We start from the raw sequence: 18,973 nt of genomic DNA on the forward strand, positions 1-18,973 counted from the left end.
TGAATATATTTTAATTTATCCTCTGCTTCCACATTATAGCAACCGCTGCGGATTAGGGATATGGTGCTTGAGGCAGTAATTTCTAAGGCTAAATCCTTGCTTACTCCGCAAAAAAAGAGATCAGCAGATAAAGCCTGCCGATCTCTTTGGGTAGAGCATTATCACCTTATGGCTATGGTATCGCAGAAGTCTGTTCCAATAAGCATTGAACTTGAGGGTCTCGCGTTGAACTAGATGGGGAGCTGATATTAATCCGGCGTAAAGGTCAGCGTTGTGATGAACCCTGCCGGAATGTAATTCACGCTGTCTCCCGCTATCCGCACCAGCACCGTTACCGCACCGTAGAAGACCGGCGGGTTGACTGGATCATAGGCAGTCCAATTCAAGCCCTCATCGGTGGAATACTCCATCTTCTCGTTCGCACCTGTAATGGTGTTCGCAACATCATCCGCAGTTACATTGGGCGGCCATGGCGGCTGAGCGAACAGAGTCACGGACAAGGCAGAGCTATTCCCTGCTGCCAGGGTGAAGTTATCCGCTGCATAGGCCTTCGTAGTACTTACACCCAGACTGGCTGCACCCGCAATAAGGATTCCGATTAAAGAGAGACGGATGCATTTATCGACAGTTCTCCTCATCATTTCAACCTCCACATCTTATTAAATGAGAAATATAACACAGATCATATTATATCTTATTCTGGATAATTATTCCTTTAAAATTGTAAATTTAATATAAAATTTTGGATTAACCGCAGATTCACTCTTTAGTCTTAATCACTTTGCTAAGAAAGAGGCATCTTACCAGTGTCAAAAGTACAATAAAATAGGCCAACCAGAAGTCTCTGGCAGACCTAAAAATACGAAGAGATTCCCGCAGGGCGGAAATTGCTACAACACCCGCGCAAGGAAATCTCTTATTGAATAGGTTAGCTGATACAGACTTTGTGGAATCAAGTTAACTCGTGTTATCTCTCAACCGCCCAGCACTGCCGCTCAGTTCTCACGGTATCACCGGTCTGTATTGCCTGCTCAATCATCAGCCCGAGGTACACGTCCTGTGAAGCCTCGTCCAGTCCATAGAATCCGGAACCTCCGGTGGCATAGGCGGACATCTTGTCCAGGCAAGCCGCAATCGCGATCTCATCATCGTACAGTCTTGCAGGGGTGAACGGATTGTTGTAGAGCCATTGTTCCCCGCAGATTATCCCTTGAAGATAATAGCCTTCGGCATTCTCCTGTTCCCCCTTGTTAATGCGCTTCAGCTCCAGCTGAAGCGGAACCAGGTTATCCTGCTGGATCAGCACACGGTTATCGAAGATTTCTCCCCGTTCTCCGCGCACGGAGAGGTGATTCGAACGCGTCCAGGAGCGGTGCTGATCCTTGGTGAAGTCGTAAATCCCCAGCCGGTCTCCGAAATCCAGCCAGGCCAGATCCCTTTGCAGAGGAATCAGCTTGTCCTCAGCCGGAGGACCGCTGCGGGTAGGGCCGTTAATCCAGCGGGACCCGAACCGCATGGCCCTAATGTTAGCTTCCTCGAAACCGAGCCCAAGCATCCTGCGGATCAGGCTTGCTCCATGATACATATGCGAAACAGACACCGTCGTTTCCGTGATCCGTCCGAGTCTGCCCGAACGGATCAGCGACAGCCGCGCCTCTTGCACCGGATGATACGGATACTGCTCGGCTACCTGAATCCGCGCTCCGTGCATAGTCAGTTCCTTGTGCAGCTGCACAAGCTCCTCCAGACTTGCGGCAGGCGGCGTCTCCGTCAACGCCGGGATGCCTCTCTCTGCCAGGCGGTACAAATAATCCAGAGAGGCCCGGCCGCTGACCGAGACAAGCACGAAATCCGGGGTTTCGCTCATAAGCAACTCTTCAAGAGAACGGTAAGTCTGAACCCCCCATGCTTCTTCCATGGCTCTGCCTTTGGCGGCATCCCTTACCACAAGCCCGCTAATCTGAAAGCGGTCCGGCAAGGAACGGGCGATTCTGAGGAAATATTGGGCGCGGAAGCCCGCTCCGCCGATAATGCTGAATTTCACTGTCATAATCTTACCTCCCTTATCAGATGCCGAGAGGGAACCGCGGGGCATTGGCGAGAATACCGTCCCTCGTATACAGCATACTGTCCTTAGTTATTGGAAGAGTTACCAGCCGCCCGGTTATCGAGGCTTCATAGATGGCGGTGACCAGCTCCAGCGTCTTCCTTCCTTCATGCCCGTCAATCAGAACACGCCGCGCCGGTTCCTCCATCGCCTTCAGCATATCGTCAATTTGTCCGGCATGTCCCGTATATTGCAGAGGGCCTATGCTGCTGTAATACCGCCCGATCTCTTCCTCCAGCCCGGTATTCCGCTCCGGGAATCCATCGTCCCGCGAAGAAGAGGCATACACCTTCCAGGGTGCAGAGATACGCGCCTTCTCCCCCTGGAACACCAGCTGCTGTTCTTCTCCGTGATGAACGATGGAGCTGGTAACCTGGGCCAAGCCGCCTCCCGGATAAGACAGAATGGCGATTGACAGATCCTCCAGCTGCGACTTGTCATGCGAGGTATTCCGGATGACTGCCTGAACCGTCTCCGGCATACCTATCATCCACAGCAGCAGATCCATTTGATGTACTCCATGACCCAACGTCGAGCCTCCCCCTTCTGCCTCCCAGGTTCCCCTCCACCATACATCATAGTAGCTCTGCCCTCTCCACCAGAAGGAATCCGCCTGGGCATGTACAATCCTGCCCAATAATCCGGAGTCCAGTGTAGCCTTCAATCTCCTGTTGGAATCCAGGAAACGGTTCTGTCCGACGACGGACAGGATACGGCCCGATTCAGCCGCCGCAGCCAGCATGCGGTCGCACTCTTCAAGCGACAGTGCCATAGGCTTCTCCACCAGCACATGCTTGCCAGCCCGCAGGAAGTCGGCAGCAATCTGCGCATGGGAATGAGGGGGTGTGCAGATGGACACCATATCCACTTCCTCATCGTTAAGCAATTCGCGGTAATCCTGTACAAACCTGCTCTCCAGCCGGAATCGGTCCCGGAGCACATTAGCCCGCTCTTCCTTGTTGTCCGCCAGCGCAACTACTGTGCAGCGGTCTGCAAACATGGTGAAGGCCTGCAGATGAACAGCCGCTATTGAACCCGTACCGATTATAGCTATGCGAATCATAATCTCTCACGCTCCCGAATTTCCAAATGTTACATTTACTCTTTACTTAGTTGATCAGCTCTGTAGGGTTCATGCCGGTAATTTTCTTGAACAGTGTGCTGAAGTAAGGAATGTTTTTGTAGCCCACCCTTTCCGCCACTTCGTAGACCAGCATCTTCCGTTCCATTAACAGCTCTCTTGCTTTCTCAATCCGCACCCGGGTCAGGTAATTGTTGAAGGTTTCACCCGTAATATTCTTGAATATAATGGACAGATGATTCCGCGAGATGTATACCTTATCTGACAGATCGGCCAGCGTAAGTTCTTCCGCATAGTGCTCATGAATGTAACTGGTCATGAAATCAACAACCTGCCTGTGTTTGCTGCTGCCTTTCCATTGCCGGCTGGCGCAGATCACGGTTATTTTGGCGGACAACCAGCCTGCCAGCTGGTCGGGCACTGCCAGATTGCCGATCTCTTTGGCAATCTGGTCATTGGTGAACAGATCATCCAGCACCAGTCCCGATTCATACAGCGAGTAGGTTATGATCCCCCACAGTTCACTGCCAAGCATCTGCACGTAGCCGGCTGAGACCCCTTGCTGTTTCTGCAGCTCGGTGACATATTCGCTTACAAGCTGCTGCGCTTCGGCTTCCTGTGTAGCCTTCATCGCAGCAGCCAGCTTATAGGAGAACTTGACCGGAAACAACGCCCCCCTCTCCTGCCCGCCGCTGCTGCTCTCCCGGTACTGATACACTTCATAAGCCGGATTCATCCGCAAGGCTCCCTGATCCATCGCACGGAAGGCCTCTTCCGTCGATTCGGGGATCTTGATCCACGTTTCCTTCAGTCCTCCGATTCCGATACGTATTACCAGTCTCAGATACGAGCTGATGCTATCGATCAGCCGGGTTCCAAGCTCTTCCAGCTGCTCCGCACATTCTTCCCCGGGATGAATAATTAATAATGCCCTATAGCTGTTCAGCTCTGTATATTCCATGTCCGTGAAAAACCTGCGCGCAACCTCACAGGCAATATTGCTGACGGCGAAGCGAAACAGATTCCAGTCGGAGACAGAGAAGGAGCTGGCCCGCTCATCGCGGATCAGCTCAATACCGATGGTGGCATGCTTGCGTTCCAGCCAATACTGATAAGAAGGCGGCAGGTGGGTATTGTTCCGGTAAGAGGGGTCCAAGGTGCCGACTGCTGCGGAACGAACCCATTCTTTCTCGACAAAGGGCTCATACAGCAGCATCTTCAGCTCAAGCTCCCCCTGTCTGATCCGCTCCTCCTCCTCCTTGATCAGCTCCTCAATGATCTTGCCCAGTATCGACTTAAGCGTCGGCAGACTGATCGGCTTGGAGACATAGTCACTTACTTGAAGCCTGAGTGCTTGCCTGGCATGCTCAAAGTCTGAATATCCGCTCAAAATAATAATCTTGCCCTTGAAGCCTTCCTTCCTCAGATGCTCCATCATCGTAAGGCCGCTCATCACCGGCATATAGATATCGGTGATCACAATATCCGGACAGGCTGCGCGGATCATCTCCAGGCCATCCTCCCCGTTAAGTGCTTCCCCGGCCCATTCTGCATCCAGCTCATCCCATGGGATCGCCCGCTTCATCCCCTGGAGGACCTGGCGCTCATCATCAACAATGGCGATTTTCCACATCGTCTATGCCTCCTTAAGTTTCCTTGCTATCACTATCCGCTGCAACGTTATCTGCCCTGCACAGCAAGGGAAGCGCTGCCACTTCTGCCTTCCACTTAGCTCTTTCTATGCTCGCTTAGCCGCTGCCCCGGGGCCTCTGCAAGCAGAGGCAGACTCACCTCTACTCTGGTTCCGCCTTCTTCACGTTCCTTCAATTTAACCCCATAGTCATTGCCGAAATATCCGGCAATTCTCTCCCGCACATTGCGAATGCCATAGCCGCCGGTATGGCGGTTACGCGGCCGCTCTTCCGGCTGCTTCAAGCCTGCTCCGTTATCATCAATAATAATCTGCAGCGTCTCCTCTGCTCTGCCTATATAGACAGATACAACACCGCTGCTCTGCTTATTAAAGCCGTGTACGATTGAATTCTCCACGAACGGCTGCAGGGTAAGCTTCGGAATGTACACATCCTGCAGCTCCGGGGCTGCCTCTATCTTGTATTCCAGCCCTCCCCCCCAGCGGAGCTGCTGGATTTCGAGATAACACCGGATGTGCAGCAACTCTTCAGAGATCTTAATGAAGCTCGCCCCGTTGGATAAGCCGATCCGGAACATCTGTCCCATCAGCTCCAGAATCCGGCTGAGCTCCTCCTGCCCGGCATCGATTGCCATCCAGTTCAGCTGATCCAGCATATTATAGAGGAAATGGGGATTGATATTGGCCTGCAGCGCCTCAATCTCGGCTTTCCGCTGCTGCTCATAACGCCGTTCCAGCGAGAGATACAGCTCCTCAATCCGCTCATTCTGCTTGCGGTAGCCGGAGAATAAATAACCGAATTCATTCTCATAATCTGTGGGCAGCTCCTCTTTATGCCCTCCAACAGAGTACATCTTCATAGCGCTTACAAGCTGCTTGATCGGCTTGGTAAACTGCTTGCTCAGATAGTGCGTCAGCAGCAGCACCAGCAGGATCGCAGCGATACCAATCAGGCCAATCCACTCCGCCAGCTTCAGACTGCTTGCCGTAATCTGCTTCCATGACGTGAACTCGATCAGCGTCCAGATGGAGTTATCCATTCGGGAATAGACCAGCAGAGTGTTGCCGGAACCTGCTTTGCCCGGAATATGCACATAGCCCGACTTCTTACTCTTGAGATCGATCCACTTAGACCACTCGTTCTGTTCGAGCGTCTCCCCGATCCTCAGAATCTGCTTCCCTTCGCTGTCGGCCATGATGCGGTTTGACCCGGAGGAATTGCCGGTCAGCAGCTGCCGGATTTCCTTGGCCTTAATATGGACGACCAGCACGCCCAGATAGTCATTCTCATACATGATTTTCCGGGCGAAGCTAAGCACCGGAACGTCCCCCTGAAAGCTGGGAATGGTATATTCCCCGGACCAGGCGAAATCGCTTTTCACCAGACGCTTGGACCATTCCTGCTTATCCAGATCAATAATATTCCTGAACTGGATGTAGCTTTGGCTCTCGCTCGGCATAGGCTCATCCATATACAGATCAATTCCCTGAATTAAAGGAATGGCATAGGTCAGATTGGCGAGCGCACTTTCTACGCCTACACGCCTGCGGTAGCGCTCGAAATCATCCTGCCTGTTCCGGAGAAAAGTGGTCAGTTCGTTGTCCCGTGAGCTGGACAGTGAAATCTGCTCAATCATATCCAGCCGCGTTGTAATTTCATTATTCAGTTCGTCCAGCAGCCGCTGCTGGTAATGGGAGGTCGTCTGCACGAGGGCTTTGGATGAATTGCTGTAGCTTGTCCAAGCTGTAACTGCGATTACTAGAATGAGCACAATAGCAAAGCTGTGGAAAAATAGGCGGTCGATCCTGAATTTTTTAAAAGGATTGGTCAAGTCCTTACCTTCCTTCACTTCCGGTTCACACGAAAGAAACGGTAAAGCTGCGAATGAGGCTCGGGCGCTTTACCGTTATGTGACGGATGTTTTTTTACATCTTATCCCTTTATTCCTGTTGTCGCAATCCCGTCTACGAAATACTTCTGCAGGAACATGAAGACAATAGTAGCCGGTAGAATGGATACAAGCGACATAGCAAGCAGCTGGCCCCACTCCGCCGCGGATTGGGAATCGTTGATCATGCGCAGCGCAAGGCCTACTGTATACTTATCCACCGTGTTGATGTAGAGGAGATGGCCCAGGAAATCATCCCAGTTCCACAGGAAGCAGAAGATGGTCACCGTAACAATCGCCGGGAAAGCCAGCGGCATAACGACTCTCCAGAAGATGCCGAACCAGGAGCATCCGTCGATTTTGGCTGATTCATCAAGCTCTCTTGGAACCCCGCGGATGAACTGGATCAGCAGGAAGACGAAGAAGCTCCCGCCCGCCCCGCCCGCCAGCAGATGGGGAATGATAAACGGCAAATACGTATTGACCCAGCCCAGCTGATAAAACAAGGCATATTGCGGGATGATCAGCACCTGTCCGGGCATCATCAGGGTCAGCATCAGAATGGAGAACCAGAAATTCTTCAGCGGAAAATCCAGTCTCGCGAAACCGAAGGCAACCAGCGTGCAGGATAACAGGGTTGCGATAATCACAGCAATTTCAAGCCCGAAGGTGTTGAGATAAAAGTCCGTAAAGGTATGGCCGGGAACCGAATTCCAGCCCTTGGTGAAGTTGTCCCAATGCGGGACCGCCGGGAAGATCCCCGGTGAGCCAAGCTCGGTGCTGTCTTTCAGCGATGCTCCAATCCACCAGACAATCGGATAGACCATGACGAAGCTGAAGAGAATCATGAACAGATGACGGATTGCCGGCTTCCATTTCAATGTTGTCATTTACGTTGTTTCCCTCCAGTGTCTGTTTCATAGAATACCCAATACTTCGAGGTGTAGGAGATCAGGACGGTTGCAGCAACGATGGCGACCAGCATGATCCAGGCCAGTGCGGAAGCGTAACCCAGCTCGTAACGGCTGAAGGCCCTCTCATACAGATACATTGCATAGACATAGGTGGAGTTCATCGGCCCTCCGTTCGTAATCACAAAAGCGGAAGTGAACATCTGGAAGGCGCCAATAACAGCCATGATAAGATTGAAGTAGAGGATCGGTGACAGCATCGGCAGGGTGATTCTGAAGAATTGCGTTCTCTTGCTGGCCCCGTCAACCGAGGACGCCTCGTAAAGATCATTCGGGATCTGCTTCAGTCCTGCCAGAAAGATTACCATGGTGGAGCCGAATTGCCAGACGGTCAGTAGAATCAATGTGCCAAGAGCTGTGTCGGGATTGGTAATCCAGCTTTTACCCTCTATTCCAAACACAGCAATCAGCTTGTTAAAAATCCCTTCTACCCCGAAAATGTTACGCCAGAGCAGGGAAACTCCGATGCTGCCGCCGATAAGCGACGGAAAATAGATAGCCGTACGGTAAGCACTAATTCCTCTCACTGCTTTGCTGAGAATCATGGCAACGAATAGAGCGGCTGCCAGCTTCAGGGGCACAGATGCAAGCACATACATGACGGTTACTTTGGCAGATTGTATAAATTTCGGGTCCGCTGTAAATATCCGCTCATAATTGCGGGACCCGATCCATTGCATCGGCTGCATCAAAGTGTAGTCGGTAAACGAATAGTACAGCGATAAGAATAACGGATACGCCGTCAGCGCCAGAAACCCGATCAGCCAGGGCGCAATAAACAAATAGCCCGCAAGCGGAGCGTTCCATCTGCTGCGAAAGTAGGAGCTTTTTTTCGGCAATGGAGCCGCTTCGGCTAAAGTCGTTGTGGAACGGTTCATCTGTGGTCACCTCTTGTGGTCAATTTGGATAACTCAAGTATATAATTGGCCCACACCCGGCTAAATGAGGGGAATGCTCGAATTCTTTCAAAATATAACGGTAATTCCAGGGAACAAAATAGTCCGGAATAAAGCCCGGGACAGGGCTGTCCCGGGCTTTTCGTTCAACTATAGAATTTATATGCCTTATGCTATCAATAATCCTTCTATTTCTCGTAGGATTGCGCTGCTTCCTTAAGCTGCTTATAAGCTTCCTCCGGCGTGGATTTCCCGAAGCTGAGCTGGTCACGGACAAGCACCCAGTCTTTATCCACGAAGTTGGTCCAGCCTCCGGCTCCGGCCGACCAGGTCTGGCCATCCGGCTCGGTAGCACGAAGGAGTCCTAACCCTACTTTATCCAGTTCACTCATGTTCGCTTCCAGAAGGGCGGCATTATCCTTATTGGCCGGCAGGCCGCGGAAGGTTTGGGTGACTTGGGCTGCCTCCGGATCATTCACGAACCAGTTGATGAATTTCTTGGCTTCTTCTGCATGCTTAGAATTCTTCGAAACGGCCAGGAACATGGACGGCTTCAGCCAGCCTCCGGCTTCTTCGGCACGCGGCATCGTTACAAGGGCGTAAGCCCCCGGTTTAATACTGTCCCAGGTTCCCAGGTTGTTAGAGAAGCTGTACCGGAACAGGACTTTCCCTGCTGCCAGCAGGTCCATTTGCGGATCATTCTCCTTATCGGATGCATTCACATCCGCCGGAGGAACCAGGCCTTCTTTACGCAGCTCCTCAAATTTCCGGGTCCATTCCAGGTACGTGGCTTCATCCACATTGAAATGACCTTCATCCGTGATAACCTGCCCTTTCCCCCTGGCGTATTGGTAAGCCGAATACATGAAGTAGTTCCCAGCATAGTCCAGGGTGAAATACTGGCCGTCCGGCAGCTTTGCTTGGGATTCCTTGGCTAAGGCAAAGAAATCATCCCAGGTCCAGCCGTTGGCCGGATTGGCAATCCCCAGCTTATCCATAGCGGCTTTATCATAAACCATGCCGAAGGCTACCGAGCCCAGCGGAACGGCATACTGTTTGCCGTCCAGCTGGCCGCCGGCCAGCAGCTTCTCATCGAATTTGCTGACATCCACCTCTGGCGCCAATTCAGTGAGTTGCTTGCGGGCCATCCAGTCCGGCATCCAGCCCGGATCGAGCTGCACGATATCCGGAGCGTTATTGGCCGCAGCCTGGGTAGATAATTTGTCCAGATATCCGTCCATCCCGGAATACTCCGGCTCAAACGTTACATTCGGATTATTCTTCGTGTACAAGTCCAGCGCAGCCAAGGTTGCCTCGTGGCGCGGCTGGGAGCCCCACCACATAATCCGGAGTTTGACAGGTTCACCACTACCGCTGCTAGGAGCTGTAGTTGCCGCAGCATCAGTACTGGCAGGTGCCGCAGTAGAAGCTCCTGCATTGTTTGCTCCATTCCCTCCGCCGCCGCAGGCAGCCAGTGTACCCAATATAGCTGTCATGGCCAACACCGAAAGAGAACGCTTCCATTTCAACATCTTTAACCCTCCTGTATAAATCTGTATTCTCTTACTACATTGTTATAGTAACAATTAGGATTTGAAGTTCATATAAGAGCAATGCACGAATTATTATAAAATCTCCCGGAAATGAAGTCTGCGTGCACACAAAAAAACCTCCAAGGCTGTCCCCCATCCTAGAGATAGGGGGCAATTTTGAAGGTGCTATCCGGCAGGTCTTCACGTAGCGGAGCGGGTGATTGTCAAGCAAGCAGAGCCTGCGGCTATTTCGATGCCTCCATAACCTGTCCCGCCAAAGCCAGCAGTTCCTCCTTGTTCAGATGCCCGCGGTCTTCCCGGAGAATATAATTGACATGTGTTTTTGCATTCATCCATACCACCGACTTGTGCTCCTGCTTATCGTTAGCGGTATATATCACCTCTTGCCCATCGACTTTCAGCTTCTCCGACTGCGGCTGTACCGGCTCCGATTCAACCGCCTTCCCTGCAGCCCCTGCGGGCTCGGCTCTGATAGCGAGGACCCCTGTTATTCCATTGACCGGAGCGGTCATCGTATAGATTAGCTCTATGGAAATACGCTTCTCCTGCAGCTTCTTAACATATATTTTCTTGCCGGATGCCTTCCCTTCAGCAATCACCTGGTTGAACATCTTCTTCTGTTCGGAAGATGTTTGATAGGGGGCAATTCTTGCCAGAGTAAAGTTGTAGCCATGCGGGAGCTCTTTCAGCTCCAGTGGCATTGCGGTCTTGCCGGCTGCATTCTTCTTGGTGTATTCATCATAATTTCTGAATATAAGCGAATAAGAGTTACTCGCATAGGGCGAGCTGCTGGGACTGGCTTGGTATTCCTTGTCATTAATGTACACATACCTGATCTCTCCAGGCTGATAAGTACCACTTAACGCTTTCTTCTGCTGGTCCAGGAGACTCTTGAATTTCTTCAGCTCCTGCTCCGCTTTCGCCTTGGCTTCCTCCTGACTGACTTGCGCCATATATTTAGTGTCCGCCTGGATGGCAGGCAAAGCTGCTGCAGATTGAAGCCTGGAAGGGTCAGCAAATGCCTGTCCGGAAGCCCCGTACCCTATACCCAGCAACAGCGCTGCACTCGTCATAGCCATGATTGTTTTTCTGTAATTCATTAAGATTCCACCTTTCTCTATTTGCAAATACTTAATTCATCATACCGGCAGCAATATGGATAATGTCATCTTTGGTTAATGTGGTATTCTCCGGTGGGGCAGTCACATCATAGATCATCCGCGTTTCCGGATCAGCCCAGATAAGTCTATACTTATAGCCTATTTTGAAATCTTCGTTATTGGAGGGTTCAAGATAAATCAGCTGCTTTCCGTTGACATGAATGGTCTCTACGTTTGTAGTTTTGGTCCACATCAGAGTTTCTACAGGTCCGGTATTCTGCTTCATACGTTTGGCGCTAATTCTTACCTTACTTTCACCATTCTTATACTCCAATGCAGCGGAATCAAAAGTAATGTTATCCGCAGGCTCCCGTCTCCAGGTCACCCGGAAGCCGCCTTCAAGCTCAATTCCGCCGGACAGGGCAAGCAGTTCTTCCTCATTCATCTGTTTGAACGAGGGGGAAACATAGGCCTGGTCAAAAGTATACCCGTCCGCCATATATCCAGGCTGCTTCAAAATCGGAGCTGTGTGCTTCTCTGCACTGGTCACATAACTGGAATAGTCAGTAAATATCATCAGCGGGCTAAATATGCCAATCTGAGAACGTCCGTCCCCGCCTTCATGTCTTAATACGAATGTAGCGTATTCTCCGGGAAGCAATAATTTCCCGATCGCCTCGTAGCCTTCCTTATATTTGGCACTCATCAGCTCATCTTCTTTACTAGGCTCCGCCTGGGGAAGATCAGGCCCGGGGGTTAAAGGCATTTTCATTATTTCTATCGTTCCGCCTTCCTCCGTCGCCTGAAGCGGCTCATAGGGCTGCACTTCATATTGGAATTTGGCTGCCTGCCGGGGAACGGAGGAATACAGGGAATAGCCGCCTCCCAGTAAGACAATCAGGATTAGCGCTGCTGCCCAGCCTCTAACCGGAATCCGTAATATCCGTTTACGGCTGCGCTTTATCCCGGTTACCGTCTCTATCCTCTGCATAATCTCAGGAGCTTCCCCATCATGCAGCGATGCCTGCAGATCGGCAGTAAGGCGTACCTTACCGAACCCGATGGCTTCCATCACAGGGTCATGGACATCAACGGGCGGAAATTCAGCAGAACGATCTCCATCTTTTACAAATTGCTCTTCTGAGGTCAATTCGCCCTTGCCCATAGTTGTTTCTCCCTCCGCTCGATAGCTTTTTTAAGCTTGCCTCTGGTCCGTTCATATCTTTTGCGTACCGTAGCTGTGCTGACACCCAGAATCTCTCCGATTTCCGCAAAGGATTTATCTTCAAAAATACGCAGAATCAATAAATTCCGGTCTTCCATATTAAGCTGCTCCAAAGCGGCTGAGACCGGCTCACTGAACAGGCGTTTCTCTAGTGTTTGTTCGGCGCTTGTCACCGTAACCTCCTGCCTGAGTAATTTCCGCAGCTGATGCTGAAATTTCTGCCGGCGCAGCTGGTTTAAGCAATGATGATAAGCGACCTTGTAGAGCCATGAGACGAAATCCGCCTGCGGCCTGAACTGCCCGATGTTCTGATAAGCCTTGATGAGGACATCCTGCACTGCATCCTCGGCCTCTTCCTTGTTGTTCAGCAAGCGGAAGCAGTATAGGTAAATGCGCTGCTGGTACAGCCTGATAATATCCGAAAAAAGGGAAGCTTCCCCAGCCTGTATCCGCCTGATCTTCTCTTCTATAGAGTCCACGTTTGTCTCCTTTCTGCTATCAATATAGATATAACACTTGAGCAGGGGATTGCGTGACATTTTTTTCCGTTTCAGGCGTTAAAAAAGAGACCAACAGATAAGACTCTGTTGATCTCGTTATGTAAAAACCATGCGTTACAACTAGCGGTCCAGCCATAGCACTACACGGGCGGCTCCCCGGTTCCCGGGGCCATTGGCCGGTTATCCGTCCATTCTTTCGGACAATGGCTGCGGCCGCCGAAGCTTAGCCCGGAAATGTTGTACGTTTTGCAACTCAGACGCCCAAAAACCGGGGAGTTCGGGAGAATTGTTGTACGAAATACAAGAATTTTCCTGAAAAGCCGCTTGGAGGAGGAGCATTATTGTATTCTATACAACAATTCGCGATTATGGCCGGGATTAAGAGGATAATGTTGTATTCTGTGCAAGATTATTAAGGCAACCGGATTCCAGCTGCGCAAAAAACAGGTTAAACGTGGGTTGAGCATGTGCTGAACAGGGTTGACGTGGGTGGAAAAGGGTTAACGTGGTGGAACGTTAGTTAAACTTTAGTGGAATGTATTTTGCAGACGGCATACAATCGTGAGCTTCGCGCCAACAAAAAAAACACCTGCCCACATCAGGAGGCAGATGTTAATTAAAATACCAGAATCAGCGGATACCCGCCTAGCACCGCACATGCTTGCGTTTAAATCCGACGCGGCCTTTTTCGACCGCCTTTTGAATATTGTCGTAGGCATTAATGGATTTGCCTGCAGGTTTGTCCTTGCCCACCTCTACCGGACCTACTTTCTTCGCTGTCTCACTCGCCAAGTCATGCAGCGGCGAATAGGATACGGCTACGGTGTACAGGAAGTTGTTCATTGAATATTTGGTACGCTCCGGGGCGTCATGAATCGTCCTGCTCACCAGCTCCAGCATACCCGCCAGCTTGCTCTCAGAGAATTCCTTATCCGGGCGGCTTCCCAGCAGCCAGCAGTAACAGCTCCAGCCCGCCGACATTCTCAGGTCCTCGCCGCTCGCGATCCATTTATCGGCAACCTGCTGGGCAATATCCGCCTCCGCCAGAGTTACGGCCACCACGAAATCAGACAGCATATAGAAATAAGCCCCGTCCATCCACCGGTCATAATCGGCTTCCGTCATCCCGTTAGGGTCGGCAATGATTCCGGCAAAATACATCGCGTCATAATTCCCCGTCGCATATAGCTTTTCAGCCAGCGGCTGATTAATTTTAGTTTTTTTGAAAATCGGCTTCATCGCCCCGGTAGCTACACCAAAGAGCGGTTCCTGCGCGCCATTCGAGCTGTATATTTTCTTGGTTCGTTCCTTGCCGAGCTCTTCCAGCTCCTGCATGACCATTTCTGCATTCATTATATAACACTCCCTTTATCCGAAGTATTCTCTTCAAAGTAATCCCTTAAGCCTGACCGGCATAACCGGCTACTGAAATTGTACTGTACGGTTCGCGCAGCCGCAACCTACCGGAGATACACCCGAACCACAATATCCTGATCATGATTGCCGAAGCCCGCCCCATACAGCGTCAATCCGCCTACATGTTCTGCCTGCTCGTCCACCGTGAACCGAAGCGTCCAAAACGGCTCCTTCAGCTTCACCTCGTGAATGGTCACCTCCGACATCTGGACTCCATCTATAAAAGTACCCGAAGCGTCAATGCGGATCGTCTTGAGCAGCCCGTACTGATTCACATTCCGGTGCCACCATTCGGGCGTGTATCTGCCGCGTGCCGCTCTGCCGAAATCCGCCGGACTCGTCCAGGCTCCAAGGAACACACCGTTAAACGTGAAGCCGATATCCGACGGCCATTCGTCCCTTAAGCCGGGCGCTTCCGAAGCCAGCTCCATGGAAATTTCAAGGAAGTCCGCCGTCTGTCCGGCGGCCAGATAGTTGGGCATTTTATACTCCACGTATCCTCTGCCAAACCATAGAATAGAGGCGTTAACCCGCTCGGGATCCAGAAAATAACGCGGATCATCCCACACCCCGATCTCCATCTCATGTGTACCCAGCCCGCAGGTTGGATGAACTTCAAACGCCGTATAATGACCCACAGAAATACTCTGCTCGAGCATCTTCGCGTCCTTGCGGGCAGACGGCAGCTGGATATCAATGCTTGCTGCTTTGAGGAAGCACAGCTTATGCGTTCCCCCGTTCAGCCGGACCCTGCGGCTCCCCGTCAGCCCGGCGGCTTCGAGCTTCCGGATGTGCAGGGTGACGATGGACGGGCTGAGCGCAAGCTTATCCGCGATATCCTTCACATTCATTTCACGCTCGGCAATAAGGCTCATAATTCTCCACCTGACTTCACTGGCCAGCGCCTCGTATAAAGGCATGTACTCCGGTTTCCCGTCCGCTTTTATCATCATGATTATCTCCTGATCACTGAATTCATATTTCTATTAATTTAACCGATTTAAATCCCGCAGACAAGCTTAATCTATTGCTATGAATCTCAAGTTGGTGTTTAATTTCCTTAGAAGTGATCATATTGAATTTATATATATATGAATTTATAGAAGAGGTGTATGTATGAAATACAACAATCCGGTAATCAAAGGCTTCTACCCTGACCCCAGCGTATGCAAAGTAGACGGCATCTATTATATGGTCTGCAGCTCCTTTCAGTATTTCCCTGGAGTGCCTATCTTCGAGAGCACAGACCTGCTTAACTGGAAGCAAATCGGCCATTGCCTGACCCGCGAGAGCCAGATCCAGCTGGGTACGGTGAGCAGCTCCGGCGGCGTGTTCGCCCCTACCATCCGCCACAATAACGGCCGTTTCTACATGGTGACTACCAATGACACAACCCGCCAGAACTTCTATGTCTGGACGGACGATATTTACGGCGAATGGTCGGAACCGGTCTATGTCGATCAGGGCGGAATCGATCCGGATTTATATTTTGAAGACGGCAAGGCCTTGTTTATGAGCAACGGGTTGGATGATAACGGCACTGCAGGTGTGATTCAGTGTGAAATTAACATTGGAACGGGCAGCAAGCTGTCGCCAAGCCAGTCTATCTGGCAGGGAACGGGCGGACGTTATCTGGAAAGCCCTCATCTCTATAAAATCAACGGGTATTACTACCTGCTCGCTGCTGAAGGCGGAACCGAATATGGTCATATGGCGACTTATGCGCGGGGGACTTCTCCTTCGGGCCCGTTCGAGGCCTATGCGAATAATCCTGTCCTGACCAACCGTAATCTGGGCGGCTATGAGCTGCAGGGTGTCGGACACAGCGATCTGATCCAGGATGACGCAGGGAACTGGTGGCTCTTGCATCTGGGATTCCGGCAAACCGGACGCTGGCTCACTTACCACCATCTGGGCCGGGAAGTGTTCCTGACTCCGGTGACCTTCGGCGAAGACGGCTGGTTTACAGCCGGTCATAACGGAACGGTGCTTCTGAGCTTCGAGACTGACCGCATTCCGGACACGGTGGTTCAGCAGGAGAAGAAAAGCTATACTTTTGAGAATACCGGCTGGAATCTGGACTGGGCTTATCTCCGCCATCCGGCCACAGAGAATTATCTGCTGGGACAAGACAAGCTGACGCTACAAGGCACAGAAGTAACGCTGGATGTTCCGGCATCCCCGACCTTTATAGGCCTCCGCCAACGGGATTTCGACGCGGTGATTACCTGCAACATAACGCTGACAGGCGGAGAAGCCGGCATCACGCTCTATATGGACGAGAATCATCATTATGATCTGGCAATCCGCCAAGACGAAGCGCAGTACCGGGTGATCGAGCGCCTCAATATTGGAGATGTAAAATCCATCCAGCATGAAGTGGCTCTGGGCAGTAGCAATCAGGCCACGCTGTTGATCAAATCCGGTAAGGAGCGCTACAGCTTCTTCATTAGTAATGAACACGAGGAAATCCCCCTCGGGTCGGCCCAGACCAGATACCTCTCTTCCGAGGTTGCCGGAGGATTCACGGGTGTCCTGATCGGACTGTATGCATGCGGGGAAGGTTCATCGGCGGAGTTCACGGAGTTTAAGTGCGAGTATGTGTAACAAGCAGAAGCAGAGCCTGCGGGTATCCGCGCTCTATCTCTGCACCGCTTTGTGTATATCCGGAATACCCAAAAACAGGGAGCCCCGTTACGGGAGCTCCCTTAATGCATTCAGATCAGCGATCCGATAGTTCATCAGATAGTGAATTGCGGCTTCTTTACTTCCTGTCTTCCACAGGAATATCCGGCAAGAGGGGCCGCCCTTCCGGATAAGCACATTGATTCAGCTGGTCGCCAATCCATGCTTTGCCGTCTTCGCCCGTTTCTTTTTTCCAGATCGGTACAATCTGTTTAATCCGGTCTATCACATATTCATTCGCTTCGTAAGCAGCCTTACGGTGCGGAGAAGATACAGCGATCACCACAGCGATATCCATAATTTCAAGCTTTCCTACCCGATGTGTCACAGCAACCCTGGTATCCGGCCAGCGTTCTCTGACCTCCTGCCCGATGCGTTCCAATTGCGTGAGCGCCATAAGCGGATACGCTTCATATTCAAGATATAATGTCCGCTTACCCTGCGTGAGCTCCCTTACCGTACCTATGAATAAAGTGACCGCTCCCGCTTCTCTCCGCAGAACTTTATCAGAGACCGCCTGCGGCTGAATCGGGTTGTCTGTAATTTCGAATAATGCACTGCCCAAGTGATCACTCCCTTTCCATATCTGCGTGCAGCAAGTCCTTATATTGCTCAGGTGTATCAATATCTGCAGTGAAATCCTCATGTATACCCGCACCAGCAAGATCGTCCTTGTCTACCCCTAACCAGTGCATCGAATCTAATAATCCGGATAGCCGGTACTGCCGTGTATCCAGTCTTTCAATAATATCTGCCAGGATCCGGTGCGGCCAGTATACTCCATGGAGCATCTGATGTTTGCCATTCATCAGGGGAAGAACAGCCTCATAGTCCTCTTCCATGAGCCGGGTAAGCATCCACGAAGCGGCGGGAGCGGAAATCTTAGGGAGATCACAGCCCACAACCCAGGCATATTCCGTCTCCACCCCGGCAAAAGCAGCATGAAACCCGCTCAGCGGTCCAAGCCCCGCACAGATGTCCGGAATATACCGGATATCTCCTTGGGGAGGGTAGTCCATGTACGGAGAAGCATCGTTCGTAACAACAATTATTTTAGAGCAGACGGTTCGCATTTCCTTCAGCTGTCTATCCACGAAACGCTCCCCTTGATAGGTCAGGAGCGCTTTATTCCGGCCCTTCATCCGGGAATTCTGTCCGCCTGCCAGTATGATTCCAGTCAGCAAATCAAGCACCTCCCGTAAGTATTCCGGCTCCATTTGATTAGAGAAGTGAATAAGCCAGAGAAAGAACTTCTTCATCAACAAGCACTTGATCCTGCAGCGGCAGTACAGGGATAGTATTCGGGCTGACCGGAGAGGCTGCACGATGCTCAACCGCGTTCTCCTCCCAGCTCAGCCATAGGCATATATTCGCAGTCTGGTTTCGCAGCAGGCTCATCTCGTCTGCATTGCGGATCAATGCGATTTTGGGATAATCCGCAGACTTGAAGCCTTCTGCAACCAGCAGATCAACCTTACCGTACATAGACGCTGCGATATCTTCCAATGAGGTTTCGGATTTCCGCATGATTCTTGTAGCTTCTGACGAGGTCAGTACAGCTTCAACTGCACCGTGCAGCAGATGCTTGCTGCTGTCAGTGCCCGGATCATCCAATTCAAAGTGGTGGGCATCATGTTTGGCCGACCCGACACGCAGCCCACGGGCGGATAAGGCGCGGATTAAACGGCAGGCCAGGGTTGTTTTTCCGCTATTCTTATAACCGACAATTTGCAGTACAGGAACCGGTCCGCGTACTGCTGCATGATGAGATTCCATAGTCACGTTGCAGCCTCTCCTTCGTCATAATAACGTTCAGTGATAACCCTGGGGAGCAGCGCATATCTTGTGCTTCAAATCACCCGCGTCCCCCATCAAAAAAAGTATAGTTAAGGAGTCTGG

General features: G+C 51.3%; 17 protein-coding genes. 1 reads left to right on the forward strand and 16 read right to left on the reverse strand.

What is annotated here, in order from left to right; genetic code table 11:
• Nucleotides 1-248: 248 nt before the first annotated feature.
• From NSU14_RS23135 to NSU14_RS23195, 13 genes are all read right to left on the reverse strand, one after another.
• The gene (locus tag NSU14_RS23135; protein WP_340947427.1) at nt 249-641 is read right to left on the reverse strand and encodes a DUF4073 domain-containing protein; all 393 of its coding nucleotides are present in this window, start codon (nt 639-641) and stop codon (nt 249-251) included.
• A 326-nt stretch (nt 642-967) separates the two neighbouring features.
• Entirely contained in the window at nt 968-2,050 is a 1,083-nt protein-coding gene (locus NSU14_RS23140; RefSeq protein WP_340947428.1) for a Gfo/Idh/MocA family protein, read from the reverse strand.
• Between the two features lie 16 nt (nt 2,051-2,066).
• Nucleotides 2,067-3,170 (reverse strand): Gfo/Idh/MocA family protein, encoded by a 1,104-nt coding sequence (locus NSU14_RS23145; RefSeq protein ID WP_340947429.1) that lies wholly within the window; start codon nt 3,168-3,170, stop codon nt 2,067-2,069.
• 46 nt (nt 3,171-3,216) lie between these two features.
• On the reverse strand, nt 3,217-4,821 hold the full coding sequence (locus NSU14_RS23150; RefSeq protein ID WP_336102923.1) for a response regulator: 1,605 nt from the start codon (nt 4,819-4,821) through the stop codon (nt 3,217-3,219).
• Nucleotides 4,822-4,916: 95 nt separating this feature from the next.
• The gene (locus NSU14_RS23155) at nt 4,917-6,671 is read right to left on the reverse strand and encodes a sensor histidine kinase (protein WP_340947430.1); all 1,755 of its coding nucleotides are present in this window, start codon (nt 6,669-6,671) and stop codon (nt 4,917-4,919) included.
• A gap of 101 nt (nt 6,672-6,772) precedes the next feature.
• Entirely contained in the window at nt 6,773-7,618 is an 846-nt protein-coding gene (locus NSU14_RS23160) for a carbohydrate ABC transporter permease (RefSeq protein ID WP_042134741.1), read from the reverse strand.
• On the reverse strand, nt 7,615-8,577 hold the full coding sequence (locus tag NSU14_RS23165) for a carbohydrate ABC transporter permease (protein ID WP_042134739.1): 963 nt from the start codon (nt 8,575-8,577) through the stop codon (nt 7,615-7,617). Before NSU14_RS23165 ends, NSU14_RS23160 begins: the two co-directional genes overlap by 4 nt.
• Before the next feature lie 206 nt (nt 8,578-8,783).
• Nucleotides 8,784-10,127: an ABC transporter substrate-binding protein gene (locus NSU14_RS23170; RefSeq protein ID WP_336102132.1), complete on the reverse strand. Its 1,344-nt coding sequence runs from the start codon at nt 10,125-10,127 to the stop codon at nt 8,784-8,786.
• 245 nt (nt 10,128-10,372) lie between these two features.
• On the reverse strand, nt 10,373-11,248 hold the full coding sequence (locus tag NSU14_RS23175; RefSeq protein ID WP_336102133.1) for a hypothetical protein: 876 nt from the start codon (nt 11,246-11,248) through the stop codon (nt 10,373-10,375).
• Between the two features lie 31 nt (nt 11,249-11,279).
• Complete coding sequence (locus NSU14_RS23180) at nt 11,280-12,413, reverse strand: DUF4367 domain-containing protein (RefSeq protein WP_340947431.1); 1,134 nt, start codon at nt 12,411-12,413, stop codon at nt 11,280-11,282.
• Nucleotides 12,395-12,952: an RNA polymerase sigma factor gene (locus NSU14_RS23185; protein ID WP_340947432.1), complete on the reverse strand. Its 558-nt coding sequence runs from the start codon at nt 12,950-12,952 to the stop codon at nt 12,395-12,397. Before NSU14_RS23185 ends, NSU14_RS23180 begins: the two co-directional genes overlap by 19 nt.
• Nucleotides 12,953-13,618: 666 nt before the next feature.
• Nucleotides 13,619-14,326, reverse strand: a complete 708-nt coding sequence (locus tag NSU14_RS23190) for a DNA alkylation repair protein (RefSeq protein ID WP_042134730.1) — start codon at nt 14,324-14,326, stop codon at nt 13,619-13,621.
• Nucleotides 14,327-14,433: 107 nt separating this feature from the next.
• On the reverse strand, nt 14,434-15,339 hold the full coding sequence (locus NSU14_RS23195) for an ArsR/SmtB family transcription factor (RefSeq protein ID WP_340948981.1): 906 nt from the start codon (nt 15,337-15,339) through the stop codon (nt 14,434-14,436).
• Nucleotides 15,340-15,505: 166 nt separating this feature from the next.
• Between NSU14_RS23195 and NSU14_RS23200 the strand changes: the two genes are divergently transcribed.
• Nucleotides 15,506-16,996, forward strand: coding sequence for a glycoside hydrolase family 43 protein (locus tag NSU14_RS23200; RefSeq protein ID WP_340947433.1), 1,491 nt, complete (start codon nt 15,506-15,508; stop codon nt 16,994-16,996).
• Nucleotides 16,997-17,153: 157 nt separating this feature from the next.
• Here the strand turns inward: NSU14_RS23200 and NSU14_RS23205 are convergent, their stop codons facing one another.
• From NSU14_RS23205 to mobB, 3 genes are read right to left on the reverse strand one after another with little or no spacing between them, the layout of a single operon-like run.
• On the reverse strand, nt 17,154-17,639 hold the full coding sequence (locus NSU14_RS23205) for a molybdenum cofactor biosynthesis protein MoaE (protein WP_042134724.1): 486 nt from the start codon (nt 17,637-17,639) through the stop codon (nt 17,154-17,156).
• Nucleotides 17,640-17,643: 4 nt separating this feature from the next.
• Entirely contained in the window at nt 17,644-18,258 is a 615-nt protein-coding gene (gene mobA / locus NSU14_RS23210) for a molybdenum cofactor guanylyltransferase (protein ID WP_052421725.1), read from the reverse strand.
• A gap of 37 nt (nt 18,259-18,295) precedes the next feature.
• Nucleotides 18,296-18,850 (reverse strand): molybdopterin-guanine dinucleotide biosynthesis protein B, encoded by a 555-nt coding sequence (mobB, locus tag NSU14_RS23215; protein WP_231575403.1) that lies wholly within the window; start codon nt 18,848-18,850, stop codon nt 18,296-18,298.
• Between the last annotated feature and the right edge of the window lie 123 nt (nt 18,851-18,973).

It is taken from the genome of Paenibacillus sp. FSL R10-2771 (genome assembly GCF_038000205.1).
Lineage (GTDB): Bacteria > Bacillota > Bacilli > Paenibacillales > Paenibacillaceae > Paenibacillus_AQ > Paenibacillus_AQ phytohabitans.

Bases quoted from the DNA above. Each gene is read 5' to 3' on its own strand.
- NSU14_RS23135 (WP_340947427.1), bottom strand. From the start codon at position 641: ATGATGAGGAGAACTGTCGATAAATGCATCCGTCTCTCTTTAATCGGA.
- NSU14_RS23140 (WP_340947428.1), bottom strand. From the start codon at position 2,050: ATGACAGTGAAATTCAGCATTATCGGCGGAGCGGGCTTCCGCGCCCAA.
- NSU14_RS23145 (WP_340947429.1), bottom strand. From the start codon at position 3,170: ATGATTCGCATAGCTATAATCGGTACGGGTTCAATAGCGGCTGTTCAT.
- NSU14_RS23150 (WP_336102923.1), bottom strand. From the start codon at position 4,821: ATGTGGAAAATCGCCATTGTTGATGATGAGCGCCAGGTCCTCCAGGGG.
- NSU14_RS23160 (WP_042134741.1), bottom strand. From the start codon at position 7,618: ATGACAACATTGAAATGGAAGCCGGCAATCCGTCATCTGTTCATGATT.
- NSU14_RS23165 (WP_042134739.1), bottom strand. From the start codon at position 8,577: ATGAACCGTTCCACAACGACTTTAGCCGAAGCGGCTCCATTGCCGAAA.
- NSU14_RS23170 (WP_336102132.1), bottom strand. From the start codon at position 10,127: ATGTTGAAATGGAAGCGTTCTCTTTCGGTGTTGGCCATGACAGCTATA.
- NSU14_RS23175 (WP_336102133.1), bottom strand. From the start codon at position 11,248: ATGAATTACAGAAAAACAATCATGGCTATGACGAGTGCAGCGCTGTTG.
- NSU14_RS23180 (WP_340947431.1), bottom strand. From the start codon at position 12,413: ATGGGCAAGGGCGAATTGACCTCAGAAGAGCAATTTGTAAAAGATGGA.
- NSU14_RS23190 (WP_042134730.1), bottom strand. From the start codon at position 14,326: ATGAATGCAGAAATGGTCATGCAGGAGCTGGAAGAGCTCGGCAAGGAA.
- NSU14_RS23195 (WP_340948981.1), bottom strand. From the start codon at position 15,339: ATGATAAAAGCGGACGGGAAACCGGAGTACATGCCTTTATACGAGGCG.
- NSU14_RS23200 (WP_340947433.1), top strand. From the start codon at position 15,506: ATGAAATACAACAATCCGGTAATCAAAGGCTTCTACCCTGACCCCAGC.
- mobB (WP_231575403.1), bottom strand. From the start codon at position 18,850: ATGGAATCTCATCATGCAGCAGTACGCGGACCGGTTCCTGTACTGCAA.